At 70.6% G+C, this 14,141-nt stretch carries 18 protein-coding genes; 14 read left to right on the forward strand and 4 right to left on the reverse strand.

Annotation, left to right across the window (positions count from 1 at the left end; translation table 11 throughout):
* Positions 1-32: 32 nt before the first annotated feature.
* A complete protein-coding gene (locus EXW95_RS10575) occupies positions 33-713 on the reverse strand; it encodes a metal-dependent hydrolase (RefSeq protein ID WP_174367429.1) in 681 nt (226 codons plus the stop codon).
* A gap of 208 nt (positions 714-921) precedes the next feature.
* Between EXW95_RS10575 and cdaA the strand changes: the two genes are divergently transcribed.
* The 5 genes from cdaA (at position 922) to rsfS (ending at position 5,200) form a co-directional block, all read left to right on the forward strand.
* Positions 922-1,704, forward strand: coding sequence for a diadenylate cyclase CdaA (cdaA, locus tag EXW95_RS10580; protein ID WP_174367430.1), 783 nt, complete (start codon positions 922-924; stop codon positions 1,702-1,704).
* Entirely contained in the window at positions 1,701-2,675 is a 975-nt protein-coding gene (locus EXW95_RS10585; RefSeq protein WP_371810013.1) for a YbbR-like domain-containing protein, read from the forward strand. The genes cdaA and EXW95_RS10585 overlap by 4 nt, the downstream gene beginning before the upstream one ends.
* A 223-nt stretch (positions 2,676-2,898) precedes the next feature.
* Positions 2,899-3,423, forward strand: coding sequence for a bis(5'-nucleosyl)-tetraphosphatase (symmetrical) YqeK (gene yqeK, locus EXW95_RS10590; protein ID WP_174368933.1), 525 nt, complete (start codon positions 2,899-2,901; stop codon positions 3,421-3,423).
* 4 nt (positions 3,424-3,427) lie between these two features.
* Positions 3,428-4,666, forward strand: a complete 1,239-nt coding sequence (locus EXW95_RS10595) for an LCP family protein (protein ID WP_174367431.1) — start codon at positions 3,428-3,430, stop codon at positions 4,664-4,666.
* Positions 4,667-4,828: 162 nt separating this feature from the next.
* A complete protein-coding gene (rsfS, locus tag EXW95_RS10600; protein ID WP_046843640.1) occupies positions 4,829-5,200 on the forward strand; it encodes a ribosome silencing factor in 372 nt (123 codons plus the stop codon).
* 54 nt (positions 5,201-5,254) lie between these two features.
* Here rsfS and EXW95_RS10605 read toward each other — a convergent pair whose 3' ends face one another.
* Together EXW95_RS10605 and EXW95_RS10610 are read right to left on the reverse strand one after the other, a co-directional pair.
* The gene (locus EXW95_RS10605; RefSeq protein WP_174367432.1) at positions 5,255-5,722 is read right to left on the reverse strand and encodes a DUF3809 domain-containing protein; all 468 of its coding nucleotides are present in this window, start codon (positions 5,720-5,722) and stop codon (positions 5,255-5,257) included.
* A gap of 13 nt (positions 5,723-5,735) precedes the next feature.
* Positions 5,736-6,002, reverse strand: coding sequence for a DUF3248 domain-containing protein (locus EXW95_RS10610; RefSeq protein WP_174367433.1), 267 nt, complete (start codon positions 6,000-6,002; stop codon positions 5,736-5,738).
* Between the two features lie 39 nt (positions 6,003-6,041).
* On the opposite strand from EXW95_RS10610, the gene EXW95_RS10615 reads away from it, so the two are divergent.
* From EXW95_RS10615 to coaD, 3 genes are all read left to right on the forward strand, one after another.
* Complete coding sequence (locus tag EXW95_RS10615) at positions 6,042-6,302, forward strand: hypothetical protein (RefSeq protein ID WP_174367434.1); 261 nt, start codon at positions 6,042-6,044, stop codon at positions 6,300-6,302.
* A 76-nt stretch (positions 6,303-6,378) separates the two neighbouring features.
* A complete protein-coding gene (locus EXW95_RS10620; protein ID WP_174367435.1) occupies positions 6,379-6,957 on the forward strand; it encodes an RsmD family RNA methyltransferase in 579 nt (192 codons plus the stop codon).
* A gap of 12 nt (positions 6,958-6,969) precedes the next feature.
* A complete protein-coding gene (coaD, locus tag EXW95_RS10625; protein ID WP_174367436.1) occupies positions 6,970-7,500 on the forward strand; it encodes a pantetheine-phosphate adenylyltransferase in 531 nt (176 codons plus the stop codon).
* Between the two features lie 58 nt (positions 7,501-7,558).
* On the opposite strand, the gene metK is transcribed toward coaD, so the two are convergent.
* Positions 7,559-8,773 (reverse strand): methionine adenosyltransferase, encoded by a 1,215-nt coding sequence (gene metK, locus EXW95_RS10630; protein ID WP_174367437.1) that lies wholly within the window; start codon positions 8,771-8,773, stop codon positions 7,559-7,561.
* A 291-nt stretch (positions 8,774-9,064) separates the two neighbouring features.
* Between metK and EXW95_RS10635 the strand changes: the two genes are divergently transcribed.
* The 6 genes from EXW95_RS10635 (at position 9,065) to argR (ending at position 14,140) form a co-directional block, all read left to right on the forward strand.
* Positions 9,065-9,754: a winged helix-turn-helix domain-containing protein gene (locus tag EXW95_RS10635; protein WP_174367438.1), complete on the forward strand. Its 690-nt coding sequence runs from the start codon at positions 9,065-9,067 to the stop codon at positions 9,752-9,754.
* Positions 9,751-10,719: a sensor histidine kinase gene (locus tag EXW95_RS10640; RefSeq protein WP_371810015.1), complete on the forward strand. Its 969-nt coding sequence runs from the start codon at positions 9,751-9,753 to the stop codon at positions 10,717-10,719. The genes EXW95_RS10635 and EXW95_RS10640 overlap by 4 nt, the downstream gene beginning before the upstream one ends.
* 72 nt (positions 10,720-10,791) lie before the next feature.
* The gene (phoU, locus tag EXW95_RS10645; RefSeq protein ID WP_119674111.1) at positions 10,792-11,436 is read left to right on the forward strand and encodes a phosphate signaling complex protein PhoU; all 645 of its coding nucleotides are present in this window, start codon (positions 10,792-10,794) and stop codon (positions 11,434-11,436) included.
* A gap of 141 nt (positions 11,437-11,577) precedes the next feature.
* Positions 11,578-12,279, forward strand: a complete 702-nt coding sequence (locus EXW95_RS10650; protein WP_174367439.1) for a hypothetical protein — start codon at positions 11,578-11,580, stop codon at positions 12,277-12,279.
* A 24-nt stretch (positions 12,280-12,303) separates the two neighbouring features.
* Positions 12,304-13,536, forward strand: a complete 1,233-nt coding sequence (gene coaBC, locus EXW95_RS10655; protein ID WP_371810016.1) for a bifunctional phosphopantothenoylcysteine decarboxylase/phosphopantothenate--cysteine ligase CoaBC — start codon at positions 12,304-12,306, stop codon at positions 13,534-13,536.
* 133 nt (positions 13,537-13,669) lie between these two features.
* Positions 13,670-14,140 (forward strand): arginine repressor, encoded by a 471-nt coding sequence (gene argR, locus EXW95_RS10660; RefSeq protein ID WP_058974488.1) that lies wholly within the window; start codon positions 13,670-13,672, stop codon positions 14,138-14,140.
* Position 14,141: the final 1 nt, after the last annotated feature.

The following is a 14,141-nucleotide window of genomic DNA, read 5'->3' on the forward strand; positions in this document are numbered from 1 at the left end:
ATTCCCGGTCGCCCCCTCTTCCCTGTCTGGCTTTACAGGGTGGTGTGCTCGCCGGGCTTCAGGATGCGGACGTCCACGCCGCGCGCCTCGCCTTCACGCTGGAAGACGGCGGGGTCGCCGGTCAGCGGGGGGAAGGTGCCGTAGTGCATGGGGATCGCCACCCGGGGCTTCAGGAGGTCCAGGGTGCGGGCGGCTTCCTCGGGGCCCATGGTGTAGTGGTCGCCGATGGGGAGCAGGGCGGCGTCCAGACCGCGCGCTCCGATCAGGCTCATGTCGCCGAAGAGGTTGGTATCGCCCGCGAAGTACACGCGTTTGCCGCCCAGTTCGATGATCAGGCCGGTGGGCATGCCGCCGTAGGTGCCGTCCGGGAAGGACGAGGAGTGCCACGCGGGCGTCAGGGTGACGCTGCCCCACGCGGCGCGGTACGTCCCGCCGATGTTCATGCCGACCGGGTGCGTGGCGCCGTTCCTCGCGGCGTACGTGGCGATCTCGGCGGTGGCGATCAGCGGCACACCCGCGCGGGCGAAGTCCAGGGCGTTGCCCCAGTGGTCCCCGTGCGCGTGGCTGATCAGCACGGCGCTGGGCTTCCAGTCCAGGGCGTCTTGCAGCGTGACGGTGGCCTGGGGGTTGCCTTCGATGAACGGGTCGATGAGCAGGCGGTGCCCGCCGCTTTCGAGGAGGAAGGTGCTGTGCCCGATGAAGTGGATGTTCATGTGAAACCTCCGGTGGGGTCAGCTTCCCGCGCGGGGGCGGGCGGCGACTGTGGGCGTTCCCGCGTTCCGGCCCTGACTGCGCCCGTCGTCCATCTTCCGGGGGACGCGCGTGGCGCTGGCGCGACGTTCTCATGGGGTGCAGACCGTATAGTGGGCGCGACTTCGCCCGTCTTCCGCCCCCAGACCCTGAAAGGAGTGCCTTCCCCTGATGCCGCCACTTGGACAGATCAGTGTCCGGGATGTTCTGGACATCCTGCTGGTCACGTTCCTGGTGTATCAGGGCTACCTGCTGGTGTCGGGGACGCGGGCGGTGAACGTGGTGCGCGGCATCCTGGTGTTCGCCGGGGTGTGGGTGGCGGCGCAGCTGCTGGGCCTGACCACGCTGTCGTACCTGCTGGGCCGCGCCGGGACGGTGGGGATCTTCGCGCTGATCGTGCTGTTCCAGCCGGAACTGCGCGCCGTGCTGGAACGCGTGGGTCGCCCGCGCGGGCGGGACACCGGGGCGAGCGGCGCGGCGCTGCAGGACCTCGCGCGGGCCATGGAGCGGCTCGCGGAACGCAAGACGGGCGCGCTGATCGCCATCGAGCGCCGCACGCCGCTGGGCGAGTACGCCGCGACGGGCGTGTCGCTGGACGCGCTGGTCAGCGTGCCGTTCCTGGAGGCCCTGTTCGCCCGCAACGCGCCGCTGCACGACGGGGGCGTGATCATCCAGGGGTCGCGGGTGATCGCCGCCGGGTGCCTGTTCCCGCTGCAGTCCAGTGACGGCACGTACCGCCGTTACGGCACGCGGCACCGCGCGGCGATCGGCCTGTCGGAACTGACGGACGCGGTGGTGCTGGTCGTCAGCGAGGAGCGCGGGAGCATGCGCGTGGCGCTGCAGGGGCGGCTGGGGCCGGACCTGACCGGCGCGGAGCTGCGCGAACACCTGCGGACCCTGGTGTACGACCCGGCCGGGTACGGCCCGCTGCCGTCCACTCCGGAGGCGCCGTGAGCGTGGGTGAGCGCACCCAGGACCGGCTGCAGTGGCTGCGGCGCTGGCTGAGCCCCCGCTACGCCTGGGCCAGGACGACGCACAACCTGCTGCCGAAACTGCTGGCACTGGCGGTGTCGGTCACGCTGTGGTTCGTGGCGACCGCCGACCGGCGCGCGAACGTCGAGCAGGGCTTCGACGTGCCGGTCACGATCCGCGACACGACCGGGAACGGGCAGGAGAAACGCGCGACGAGCAACCTGAACCCCGCGTCCGTGCGGGTGATCCTGTCGGGCCGCCCGGAACGCCTGCGGGACCTGCAACCCGACAGCGTCGAGGCGGTCGTGGACGTCACCGACGCGCCGGAGGGCAGTTTCACGCGGTCGGTGACCGTGACCGCGCCGGGCGGGACCACGTTGCAGCGCGTGACGCCCACGCGGGTGCAGGGGTTCGTGGACACGCAGGTGGCGCGCACGCTGCCCGTGACGCTCAGTGTGACCAGTCCGCCGGAGTCGAGCCTGCCGCGCTATCAGGTCACGCCGGGCGAGGCGACCGTGTCCGGCGCGGGGCGCGTGGTGGTGGGCGTGGCGCGACTGGTGACCAGCCCGGCCAGTCTGGGCGCGAACACCGAACGCGAGGTGCCGCTGGTGGCGCTGGACGGCTCGGGGCTGCCGGTGGCGGGCGTGACCATCCGCCCGAGTACCGTCACGGTCCGCCGCGTGGATACCGGGGAGCTGCCGGTCAAGACGCTGCGGGTGGTGCTGAACGATCCGCCGTCCGCACTGCAGGTCACGTCCGTGAGTGTGCAGCCGGGCACGGTGCGGGTGGTGGCGGCGCCGGAACTGCTGGGGCGTCTACGGGAGGTCGCGGGGCAGGTCACGTACCGGGAGGGCACGTACACCGCGCCGGTGCGCCTGAACGTCCCGGCGGGCGCGCAGGCGCTGGAGACCGTGAGCGTGCGTCTGACGGTGACACGCCGGGACGCGCCTTAATGCACCGGGCGGCCCGGGCCCCCGCCGGGCGGAAAAATGTCGCGTGGCACGCCGGTCAGACGGGCATCAGAAAGTGACCCGAGTGTCAGCTGAGTCGGGGCCAGGGGCGTATAGTCGAGATCATGATGTGGAGAAGCGGCCACATACTCGCGTGATCGCCCAGGTGCTGCCTCCGCCCCCCGGCGTGGCGGCCTGGACCGGCTGGGAGGAACGGGTGCGGCTGATGGTCAAGCCGCGCCGCTACGAGCACGTGCTGCGCGTGGCGGAACTCGCGGCGCAGATCGCCCGCGCCAACGGCCTGGACGACATGCGCGCCTACGCCGCCGGGGTGCTGCACGACATCGCCCGGGACCTGCCCGACCATGAACTGCTGCGCCTCGCGCCGCCCGAATGCGACATCGACGCGGCGCACCCGCTGGCCCTGCACGGTCGGGCCGCCCGCACCCTGCTCGAACGCTGGGGCTACCAGGACCGCGTCGTGCTGGACGCCGTCGAGGACCACACCACCGGCCCGCGCGGCGGCAACCCCGTCTCGTCGTGCGTGTACATCGCCGACGTGTCCGAACCCGGCCGCGGCGTGAACGCCGACATCCGCGAACTGGCCCTGACCGACCTGACGGCCGCGCTGGAACGCGCCATCGTTTCCAAGGTCACCTACCTCCAGGGGCGCGGCATTCAGGTCCACCCCCGCACCCTGAAGGCCTACCACGCCCTGCCCTGCAACGCCCACCTCTCCTGCCCCACGTGACACTGTGACCCAATCCCCTGCACCCCGCATCGCCGGGCTGCGCGCCCTGCAGGCGTTCGGCCTCTCCCTCTCCGCCCTGTCCCTGGGGGGTTTTGCGCTGCTCAGCGGCGCCGGGCCCACCGCCGCCGCCGCCGTCACGCCCGGACAGGCGCCCAGTTTCACCCTGCTGATCGCCGGGCGGGACATCGTGTACTGCTACTACCGCCAGCCCTGCAAGGACCAGGACCAGCGCACCGGGCTGGCGCAGCCGCCCAACACCGACACCGTCATGGTCGTCAAGGTGCAGGGCACCACCGTGCACGCCCTGAACATCCCCCGCGACACCAACGTCGGCCCCTTCGACCGTTACCGGTCCGTGGCTCTGCAGAAGATCAACAGCCAGTACTTCGCGGGCGGACCCGAGGCGCTCGTGAAGGCCGCCGAGACCATCACCGGTGAACACATCGACTCGTACGTGATCGTCCGCACCGACTACGTCGAGCGGGTCATCGACGCGCTGGGCGGCCTGGACGTCACCGTGCCGGAACCCGGCATCGAATGGATCGACAACGCCGCGGGCGTGAACCTGAACCTCGCGCCCGGCGCCCACCACCTGGACGGCAAGAACGGCGTGCTGTACCTGCGGGTCCGCAAGGGCTTCGGGGACGACTACGGCCGCATCGACCACCAGAAGCAGGCGCTGACGCAGCTGGCCGGGAAACTCCGCACCCCGCAGGGCCTCGCGGCGCTCCCGACCATCCTGGGCGGCATCGGCAACGGCGTGCAGACCGACGTGAACCCCGCCACCATCGCCGCGCTGCGCCCCTACCTGGGCCAGATGAAACTCAGCTTCGCGACGCTGCCCACCGACGAGATTCCCGGCACGTTCAACCTCGCCGTGAACCGCGACCGCCTCGCGCAGGTGTGGGGCGACGTGCCCGCCACGCCCCCCAACCCGGACCTGAAGATCACGGTCGTGGACGCCAGCGGCGAGAACCTCGGCCCGGCCCTGACCCGCGCCCTGACCGCGCTGGGCTACCGCAACGTGCAGGTCACCCCCGCCCCCCGCAGCGGCGAGGCCAGTCAGGTGTTCACGCAACTGGACGTCGCCGACGCCGCGCAGCTAGCCGACACCCTGAACCTCGCCCGGCTGCAGGGCGAACGCTTCCCGGTCGGCCCCGGCGAGGTCGGCATCCTGCTCGGCGCGGACGCCGCTGCGAGCCTCGCCGGACTCAAGGGCCTGGGCGCACCCACCAGCCCCTGAGCCCCGAAATGAAGTCACGGCAGGGGCGTGTCCCGCCCCGCGCCCTGTAGACTGACCCATTGCAGCGCGCCCCGGCCCGCTCAGGCCCACGCGGCCCCACACCGGCCCCCAGCAGGCGCGCCAGACCACCCCACCCGCCCCCACTCAACACCCGGAGCATCCATGACCCCCGATACCAACACCATGAACCAGCTGCGCGCCATCGTGGACGCCGCCCGCGAACGCCGCGCCGAAGACGTCACCGTCCTCGACCTGACCGACGTCAGCAGCACCCTCGAATACTTCGTGATCTGCACCGCCACCGCCGGCCTCCAGCTGAACGCCGTGCAGGAGAACATCCGCGAGAAAGCCCAGGCGACCGGCCTGCCCCGCCCCAGCGTCGAAGGCCCCAGCGAACGCTGGCTGCTCCTGGCGTTCGGCGGCAGCGTCGTCGTGCACATCATGACCAAGGACGCCCGCGAGTACTACGACCTCGAAGGCCTCTGGAGCGACGCGCGCGTCCTCGACTTCCCCGAACCTGAAGTCAAAGCCTGAACCCACCAGTGACGCGTCCCAGCTCATTTGAAGCTGGGACGTTTCCGTTTCGCGCTATTCCTGCGCGGCCTGCGCGATCCCGGCGGGCAGTTCGCGCGCCACGCGGTCCAGGGTGCGGGCGGCGGCGGCGCGGATCATCTTCTCGAACGCCGCGCCGCCCCAGCCCTGCGCGTCCGGCGTGGCGAGGTGCGCGCGGAACTGGAACGCGAAGTGCAGCGCACCCCCGTCCAGGCGGGCCTGCCCGGCGACCTCCACCCAGGCGCGCTCGCCGCTGATGGGCTGCGGGGTGAGCGCCCCCCCGTCCGGCGTGGCGGTCAGGGCGCTGCGGAAGGGCAGGTCCACCTCGCCCAGGCCGGGCAGCGGCACGAGCAGTTCGCCGCGCACGCCCTCTCCGTCGGCACGCAGGTCCCGCAGGAAGCGCACGCGGGCCAGCGCGCGGGCCGGGTCGCGCACGAACGCCAGCGCCGCCGCGTCGTCCCCGGTCCAGGGCAGCGTGAAGTCCTGCGTCGCCTCGACGATCACGCGAGCACCGGACTCAGTCCACCCACTCGATCACCACGCGGTTCTCCGCCAGCGCCGCCTGCAACTCGGCGTCCCCGGCGCTGCGCAGGCGGGGCAGGTGCGCGAAGCGGGGCGTGGCCGACGCGAAGCCCAGCCGCACCACGACGTCGTCGCTGGCCTCGTCCTTCCCGATGCGCCACACGAGCTGCCCACCCAGCGCCTCCAGCGCGCGCGCCAGTTCCGGCGAGGCGGCCTCCAGGGCACTGGAGTCCGGCAGCGGGTCGCCCGGCAGATCGGTCATGCCCGCCATTGTACGCGGCCCGCCGCGCAGCGTAGAACGATGGGCATGACGAGCATCAGCTGGCGCGCCCTGGAAACCTACGTGGGCCTGAACGACCTGCCCGCCTTTCACCGCGCGTTCCTGACGTGGCGCGGCGTGGAGGGCGCGGACGGCATGCCGCTGCGGCGCGTGCAGCAGCGGGTGGAGGCCGAACTGAACCGACTGGTGCAGGCCGGGCAGGCCACGCGGGACGGCGAGGACTGGCAGCTCCAGCCCGGCGCGCTGGACGGCTTCGACGCCGCCGCGCCCCACCTGGGCTGAGCCGGGTCAAGTGCAGCGTGCTCTATCCTGAAGGGATGACGTTCCCCTCCCCCACCCACACTCCCAGGAGCATGAAATGAGTCTCCGAATTCTGGGCGGTACGGCGAAGGGCCGCAGCCTGCAGGTGCCCGACAGCGCCCGGCCCAGCGGCGCGCGCGTCCGCAAGAGCCTGTTCGACCTGCTGGCTGCCCGCGCGCCCGCCGGGCGATACCCGGAATTCATCGACCTGCACGGCGGTAGCGGCGCGATCGGGCTGGAGGCCGCCAGTCGCGGGTACCGCGTGACGCTGGTCGAGAAGGACGCGCGGGCCGTGCGGGCGCTGGAGACGAACGCCCGCGCGCTGGACCTGCGGGTGCGGATCGTGAAGGGGGACGCCGGGGCGCTGCTGAAACGCCTGGGGCAGTTCGACGTGGTGTTCAGCGACCCGCCGTACGAGGCGGACATCCCGAAACTCACGGCGCAGATTCTCGCCAGCGGCGTCCTCGCGCCCGGCGGACTGCTGGTGTGCCAGCATCCGGACCGGCTGCACCTGCCCGAGCACGCGGGCTTCACGCGCGAGGAACGCGAGTACGGCAGCAACACGTTGACGCTGTACTGGCACCCGGACGCCCCGGAACCGGACGCGGACGGCGACGATGACAGCGAAATCGGGTAAGGTGGCGGGGTTATGAACGCCGTTTTCCCGGGCTCGTTCGACCCGATCACCAGCGGGCACATGGACGTGCTGACGCGCGCCGCGCGGATCTTCGACCACGTGACCGTCACGGTCATGCACAACGCCCGCAAACAGGGCCGCCACCTGTTCACGCTGGACGAACGCCTGGAGATCCTGCGCGAGGCGACCGCGCACTTCCCCAACGTCAGCGTGGACACCTTCGGGGGGCTGCTGGTGGACTACATGGCCCGCCAGGAGACCGGCAGCGTGATCGTGCGTGGCCTGCGCGCCGTGTCCGACTACGAGTACGAGCTGCAGATCGCGCACCTGAACCGCCAGATCGGGGACGCGGAGACGGTGTTCATCATGGCCGCCACCCGCTGGAGTTTCGTGAGCAGTTCCATGGTGCGCGAGATCGCCAGTTACGGCGGGAACGTCAGCGAGATGGTCCCCCGCGCCAGCGCCAGCGCCCTGCGCCGCAAGCACGCGGACGTGTACGCGGAACGCGAGACGGAACTGCAGGCGCAGACCGCCAGCAGCTGAAGCAGAAGAACGCGCCGCCCCCAGCCTGAAGCGGGGGCGGCGCGTCCGTGTGTGTGGGTCAGGCCTGCTGCGCGGCGGCCTTGAGGGCCTGGGCCTTGTGGGTCTGTTCCCAGGGGAATTCGGGGCGGCCGAAGTGGCCGTACGCGGCGGTCTGCGCGTAGATGGGGCGGCGCAGGTCGAGTTCCGCGATGATCGCCTGGGGGCGCGCGTCGAAGTGCTCGGCCACGATCGTGGCGAGGCGGTCGTCGCTGACGGTGCCGGTGCCGTAGGTGTCGACGCGCAGGCTGACGGGGTTGGCGCGGCCGATGGCGTACGCGACCTCGACCAGTGCGCGCCGGGCGAGGCCCGCGGCGACGATGTTCTTGGCGATGAAACGGGCGTAGTACGCCGCGCTGCGGTCCACCTTGGTGGGGTCCTTGCCGCTGAACGCGCCGCCACCGTGGGGCACGGCGCCGCCGTAGGTGTCCACGATGATCTTGCGCCCCGTGAGGCCGGTGTCGCCGTGGGGGCCGCCGATGACGAAGCGCCCCGACGGGTTGATGAAGTACTTCGTGTCCGCGGTGAGGTACTCGGCTGGGATCACGGCCCTGATCACGTGCTCGATCATGTCGGCGCGGATCTGTTCCTGGGTCACGTCGTCGCTGTGCTGGGTGCTGATGACGACGGTATCGACCAGGGTCTCGGTGGCCTCGTGGGGTTCGCCGTCGCGGACGACCGTGACCTGCGCCTTCGCGTCGGGGCGCAGGTAGGGCAGCGTGCCGTCCTTGCGCAGCTGCGCGATGCGCCGCGTGAGTTTGTGCGCGAGGCTGATGGGCAGCGGCATGAGTTCCGGCGTCTCGTCGGTGGCGTAGCCGAACATCAGGCCCTGGTCGCCCGCGCCGACCATCGAGTGCGCGTTGCCGGGCTGGGCGCGCTCCTCTTCGGTCATGCCGCGCCACTCCTCGCTGTGGTTCACGCCGCCCGCGATCTCGGGGCTCTGTTCGTGCAGACTGACCAGCACGGCGCTGTATTCGGCGTCGAAGCCGTAGTTCGCGCGGGTGTAGCCGACCTGCTTGACGGCGTCACGGACGGTCTTCTGGACGTCCACGTGGGCGGTCTCGGCGGTGACCTCGCCCGCCACGACGGCCATGCCGGTGGTGAGCAGCGTCTCCACCGCGACGCGACTGCCGGGTTCCTGGCGCAGGAACTCGTCGAGAATGCTGTCCGAGATGAAGTCGGCCAGCTTGTCGGGGTGCCCTTCGGACACCGATTCCGAGGTGTAGTACTTCCGCATGTTCGCTCCTTGCGTGCGGGGGGGCGTCTCACAGAACCACCTGGAGAGGGATGTCGCTGCGGTCCCTGCACGGCTCCCAGCGCCGGGAATGGCGCGCGGTTGCACCCGGTAGCGTACCGCAGGGCACAGGAAGGCAACAGGGGCGAACGCCACCGATGTCCAGCCTGCGCGGCCCGGTGAGGGGCACCCCGATTCCATGCGGGTCGAGTGTAGGGCCGGTCTACTGTGAGCCGGGTCAACTGTGGGGCGGAGCTGACACTCGCCTGACCTGACCCCTAAGAATGAAGGGACATGAGCCACGTCGTTGTCATCGAGGACGAGGGGACGGTCCGGGACGTCCTGCGCTTTCACCTGGAGCGGGCGGGGCTGCGGGTCACCGCCCTGGAGTCCGCCAGCGGGGCGTTTGACGTGCTGCCCGGCGCGGACGCCCTCGTGCTGGACTGGATGCTGCCCGGCGAGAGCGGCCTGAGCTTCCTGCGCCGCCTGCGCGCCGACGCGGAACTGCGCCGCATGCCGGTCCTGATGCTCACCGCCCGCGCCGCCGAGGCCGAACGGGTCGAGGGCCTGGAGTCCGGCGCGGACGATTACCTGACCAAACCGTTCAGCGCGGCGGAACTCGTGGCGCGGGTGCGGGCGCTGCTGCGCCGCTCGCTGCCGGACGTGCCGGCCGTCATGACGAACGGCCCGCTGAGCGTGGACGTCGGCTCGGCCGAGGCGAAGGTGGGCGGGCGGCGCATGAACCTCACGCGGCGCGAGTTCGACCTGCTGGCGTTCATGACGCAGCACGTCGGGCGGGTGTATTCCCGCACGGAACTGCTGGACCGGGTGTGGGGCGCGGACTTCCTGGGGGGCGAGCGCACCGTGGACCAGCACGTCACGCAGCTGCGCGCGCACCTGGGCGACGATCCCGGCAAGCCGGGCTTCCTGGAGACGGTGCGCGGCAAGGGCTACCGCATGCGCCCCTGGACGGACGGCGCGTGACCGCCCCGGACGCCACCGGCAGCGCCGTGAGCGGGTCCGATCACTGGATCGACTCGCTGCCGCAGGCGGTCCTGCTGACGCGCGAGGGGCTGGTCACGCGCGTGAACGCCGCCGCCGCGCGCCTGTGGGGCGTCCCGCAGGAGCGTGCGTCGGGCCGCCCGGTGCTGGAGGTCGTGCGCCGCCACACCCTGGAGACGCTGCTGGAACGCGGCGGGGAGCTGGAACTGGAGGTCACGGGCCGCACGCTGCGCTGCACCGCCACCCGCGACGGCGCGTGCGGCGCGCTGATCGTCGAGGACGTCACCGAGCACCGCCGCCGCGAGGCGGAACTGCGCGAGGCGACCGCCGTGCTCTCGCACGAGTTCCGCACGCCCGTCGCGGCGCTGCGCGGCGTGCTGGAGGCCCTGGAGTACGACATGCCCCGCGACCTCGCACAGAACTTCGTGCGGCAGGGCCTTCAGGAAACCGAGCGCCTAGCCCGGCTCGCCGAGGATCTCGCCGTGGGCTTCCGGCCCACCCGCGCCCGCACCCTGCCGCTCGCGGAGGCCTTCGCGCGCGCCGAGCGGCTCCTGACCGCCGACCTGAACGCCCGCCGCGCCAGCGTCACGTTCGGGCAGGATCACCTCGTGCGGGCCGACCCGGACAAGCTGCTGCAGGTGCTGCTGAACCTCATCGAGAACGCCCTGAAGTACGGCCCGCCCGCCGCTCAGGTCGAGGTGCAGACCCATGAACGCGGCACCTGGATCGAGGTGAGCGTCCTCGACCGGGGCACGCCCATCCCCGACACCGAGAGTCTGTTCAAGGCGCACACGCGGGGCCGCGCCGCGACCGGGCAGGGCAGCGGCATGGGCCTGTACATCGTCCGGAGCATCGTGCACGGCTGGGGCGGGCAGGCCTGGGCCGAGCGGCGCGGCGACGCGAACGCCTTCTGCTTCACCCTCCCCGGTGTGGGCGGGATCGGATAACGTCCTCTTCAGCTGACCGTTCCCTGACACTCCCCCGCCGTGCGGGGTGCTACGTTCAACACAGGAGTCCCCATGCGTGAAGCCCTCGAAAACGACCTGCGTGCCGTCCTGAACGGCGCACTGAACATGCTCGGCACCGTCGAGCGCATGCTCCCCGTCGCCGGGGACGTCCTGCTGCGCGAGAACGTCGAACGCCTCGCGGAGGTCAAGGCCCTCGACCGCGAGGTGGACGCCCAGGAAGCGCAGATCGAGGCCGAATGCCTGCGGATCATCGCGCTGCACCAGCCGGTCGCGCGGGACCTGCGGATGGTCGCCCTGATCCTCAAGAGCCTCAGCGACATCGAACGCATGGGCGACTACGTCGTGCACGTCGCCGAGGACGGCGCGGAACTCGCGCAGGCCCCCGCGCTGAAACGCTACGTGAACCTCGCCCGGATGCTCGAACGACTGGGCGAGATGAGCCAGAACCTCCGCACCGCCATCGCCGACCGCGACGTCGCCCGCGCCGAAGCGACCGTGCAGATGGACGACGAGGTGGACGACCTGTACGAGCAGATCCAGCGTGAACTCGTGACGTACATGCTCGAAGACCCCCGCAACATCAGCAAGGCCCTGATGCTCATGCGGGTGGGCCGCAGCCTGGAACGCGTCGGGGATCACATGGAGAACATCTCCGAACGCGTCCGCTACTGGGTGACCGGCCAGCGCGAAGGCTGAACCCAGAAGCCGCGACACCGCCCTGCCGGGAACGGGGGGCGGTTTTTCATTGGTTGGGGCGTCTGCAGCCGGTCATTGTCGGTGGCCTGTGAACAACCCAGGTGATTCAATGGCGGGGTGACTCCACACCGCCGCCCCTGGATGACCCTGTCCCAGCAGATCCTCGTTGTCGTGTTGGCCGTTGGCGTGCAGTTCGTCCTGTATGTAGGGCAAGCCTCACTGCCTGAAATCGCCGCAGTCAGTGTCCTGGCAATCCCGTCCTTGATCGTCACTTTAATCGTCAGACGATGGGTGCATTCGATGGGCACCGGAAATGTTAATGAGCTGCCCACTCAGGCGCGATTGGCTCGCCAGGCGTTGAAGTGGCTTCCATTCCTCCCGGCGATCTCAATGTTCACTTTGGCCGTGATGAGATTAAGTCAAATGCCGTCTCTGAATGAAACTGCGGCCCCACTGCGGGTTATTTTAGTTCTACTCCTCTTCTCCATTCCACCTACATTGGTTTACAGGTTTTTCTGCCGAGCCCTGAGAGACTGGATAGTGAATACGACCGACATTTTGAACGGCACCGCAACATATGATTCTCACGCACCCCGGGAGCAACTGCCAGCTTGGTTGTTGTTTGGCAAATGGCTCTCCACCCTCGCGGCCATCAACTCGCTAGGCATGATCCTGCTCGTGGCTTTCGACGTGACGGAGATGGAGGGCAACCCACTGTCACTGCTCTGGAATGGTGTGGCGGGCGTCCTGATGGCCAGCATGCTCTGGACAGCCCACCGCTGTGTCGGCTTGCCGGTCTCTCCCGAGAACGAGACGCCAACTCCCGGCTTCACTGCCGCCTGACGGCTCACCCCCTATCCTGTACCCGTGAGAACGGCTGATGAGCGTCCGTGCGTGCTGGTGATCGTGGGGGGGAGCATGGCGGCGGTGAAGGCCCCGTCGGTGCTGCGCCGGTTGCGGGAGCGTGGCGCGGAGGTGCGGGTGATCGCGTCCCGCGCGGCGCTGGCGTTCATCACGGAGTTGAGCCTGAGCACGGCGGCGGACGGGCCGGTGGGGACGGACGCGCACTGGTTCGAGGCGCGACCGGACGCGATACACCTGACGTACGCGCGGGTGGACGCGGCGGTGGTGGTGGGTGCGTCGGCGGAGTTGCTGGCGGGGGCGGCGCACGGGCACGCGGGGGATCTGGCGCTGGCGACGCTGCTGAGCGTGCGCGCCCCCGTGCTGTGGGTGCCCGCGATGAACGAGTTGATGTGGACGCACCCGGCGGTGCAGGCGAACGCGGAGGTGCTGCGAGGCTGGGGGCATGGGTTCCTGGGGCCGGAGGTGGGGGCGTTCGGCACGCGCGGCGAGGGGCGCGGCGTGGGCCGCATGAGCGAACCGGACGACATCGCGGACGCGACGCTGGCGCTGTTGAAGGGAGACGCCTCCCCTGCTCCGGTGCGGGATCTGGCGGGCGTACGGGTGGTCGTGTCGGCCGGGCCGACGCGGGAGTACCTGGACCCGGTGCGGTTCATCAGCAACCCGTCGAGCGGGAAGATGGGCTTCGCGGTGGCAGAGGCCGCGCGGGACCGGGGCGCGGACGTGACGCTGGTGACCGGCCCGGTGACGCTGCCGGACCCGGCGGGCGTGCGGGTGGTGCGGATCGAGTCGGCGCTGGAGTTGCGGGACGCGGTGGTGGACGCCGCGCAGGACGCGGGGATCGTGGTGATGACGGCGGCGGTCGCGGACTACCGCGCGGCCACGCAGAGCGGCGAGAAGCAGGCGAAGGTGGCGGGCGACGTCACGGTTCACCTGACGCCGAACCCGGACATCCTGGCGGAACTGGGCCGCGAGAAGGGCGACCGGGTCCTGGTGGGCTTCGCGATGGAGACGCACGCGGGCGTGGAGCGCGCGGCGGGCAAGGCGCAACGGAAGAACGCGGATTTCATCCTCCTGAACTACCCGACGCGGGAGGGCACGGCGTTCGGCGGGGACGACAATCAGGTGACGCTGGTCCGCGCGGACGGCTCGCACGAGGACTGGCCGCGCGTGAGCAAGCGCGAGGTGGCCGAGCGCCTGCTGACCGAGGCGGCACGCCTCCTGCCCACAGCCCGCTGAAGCCGTGCCTGCTCCTCCCCCTTGAGGGGGGAGGCCGGGTGGGGGTGAGCACGCAGCGAGGGGCCGCGCGGGGTTCTGCTCGTCGGGACGCCCGTCATTGAATTATGCAGTGCATATGCATATGCTGTGTGGAATGGCGGGTACGCTCAGCAAGGAACAACGTCAGAAACGCATTCAGGACATCATCGCCCGCGACAGTGTCAGCACCCAGGGAGAACTCGTCGAGCGCCTCCAGGCCGAGGGCATCCGGGTCACGCAGGCGACCGTCAGCCGCGACATCAACGAGCTGCGGCTGGTGCGCCTCCCGGTCGGCAAGGGCCGCCACCGCTACGCCCTGGCGCAGACGGCCGGTCACGTGGGCGCGCAGGAGGAACTCGCGCGGCTCTTCCAGAACTTCGTGCATGACATCGACCGGGGCGAGAACATGCTCGTGATCCGCACGGCGGACGGGCACGCGACCGGCGTGGCGCTGGTGCTGGACCGGGTGCGCCGCGACGACATCATCGGGACGCTGGCGGGCGAGGACACGATCTTCGTGGTGGCGCGCACCACGGCGGACGCGGAGAACATCATGGAAGAGTTCCACGCGCTGATGCTGGGCTGAA

Source organism: Deinococcus sp. JMULE3, assembly GCF_013337115.1.
Taxonomy (GTDB): Bacteria; Deinococcota; Deinococci; order Deinococcales; family Deinococcaceae; genus Deinococcus.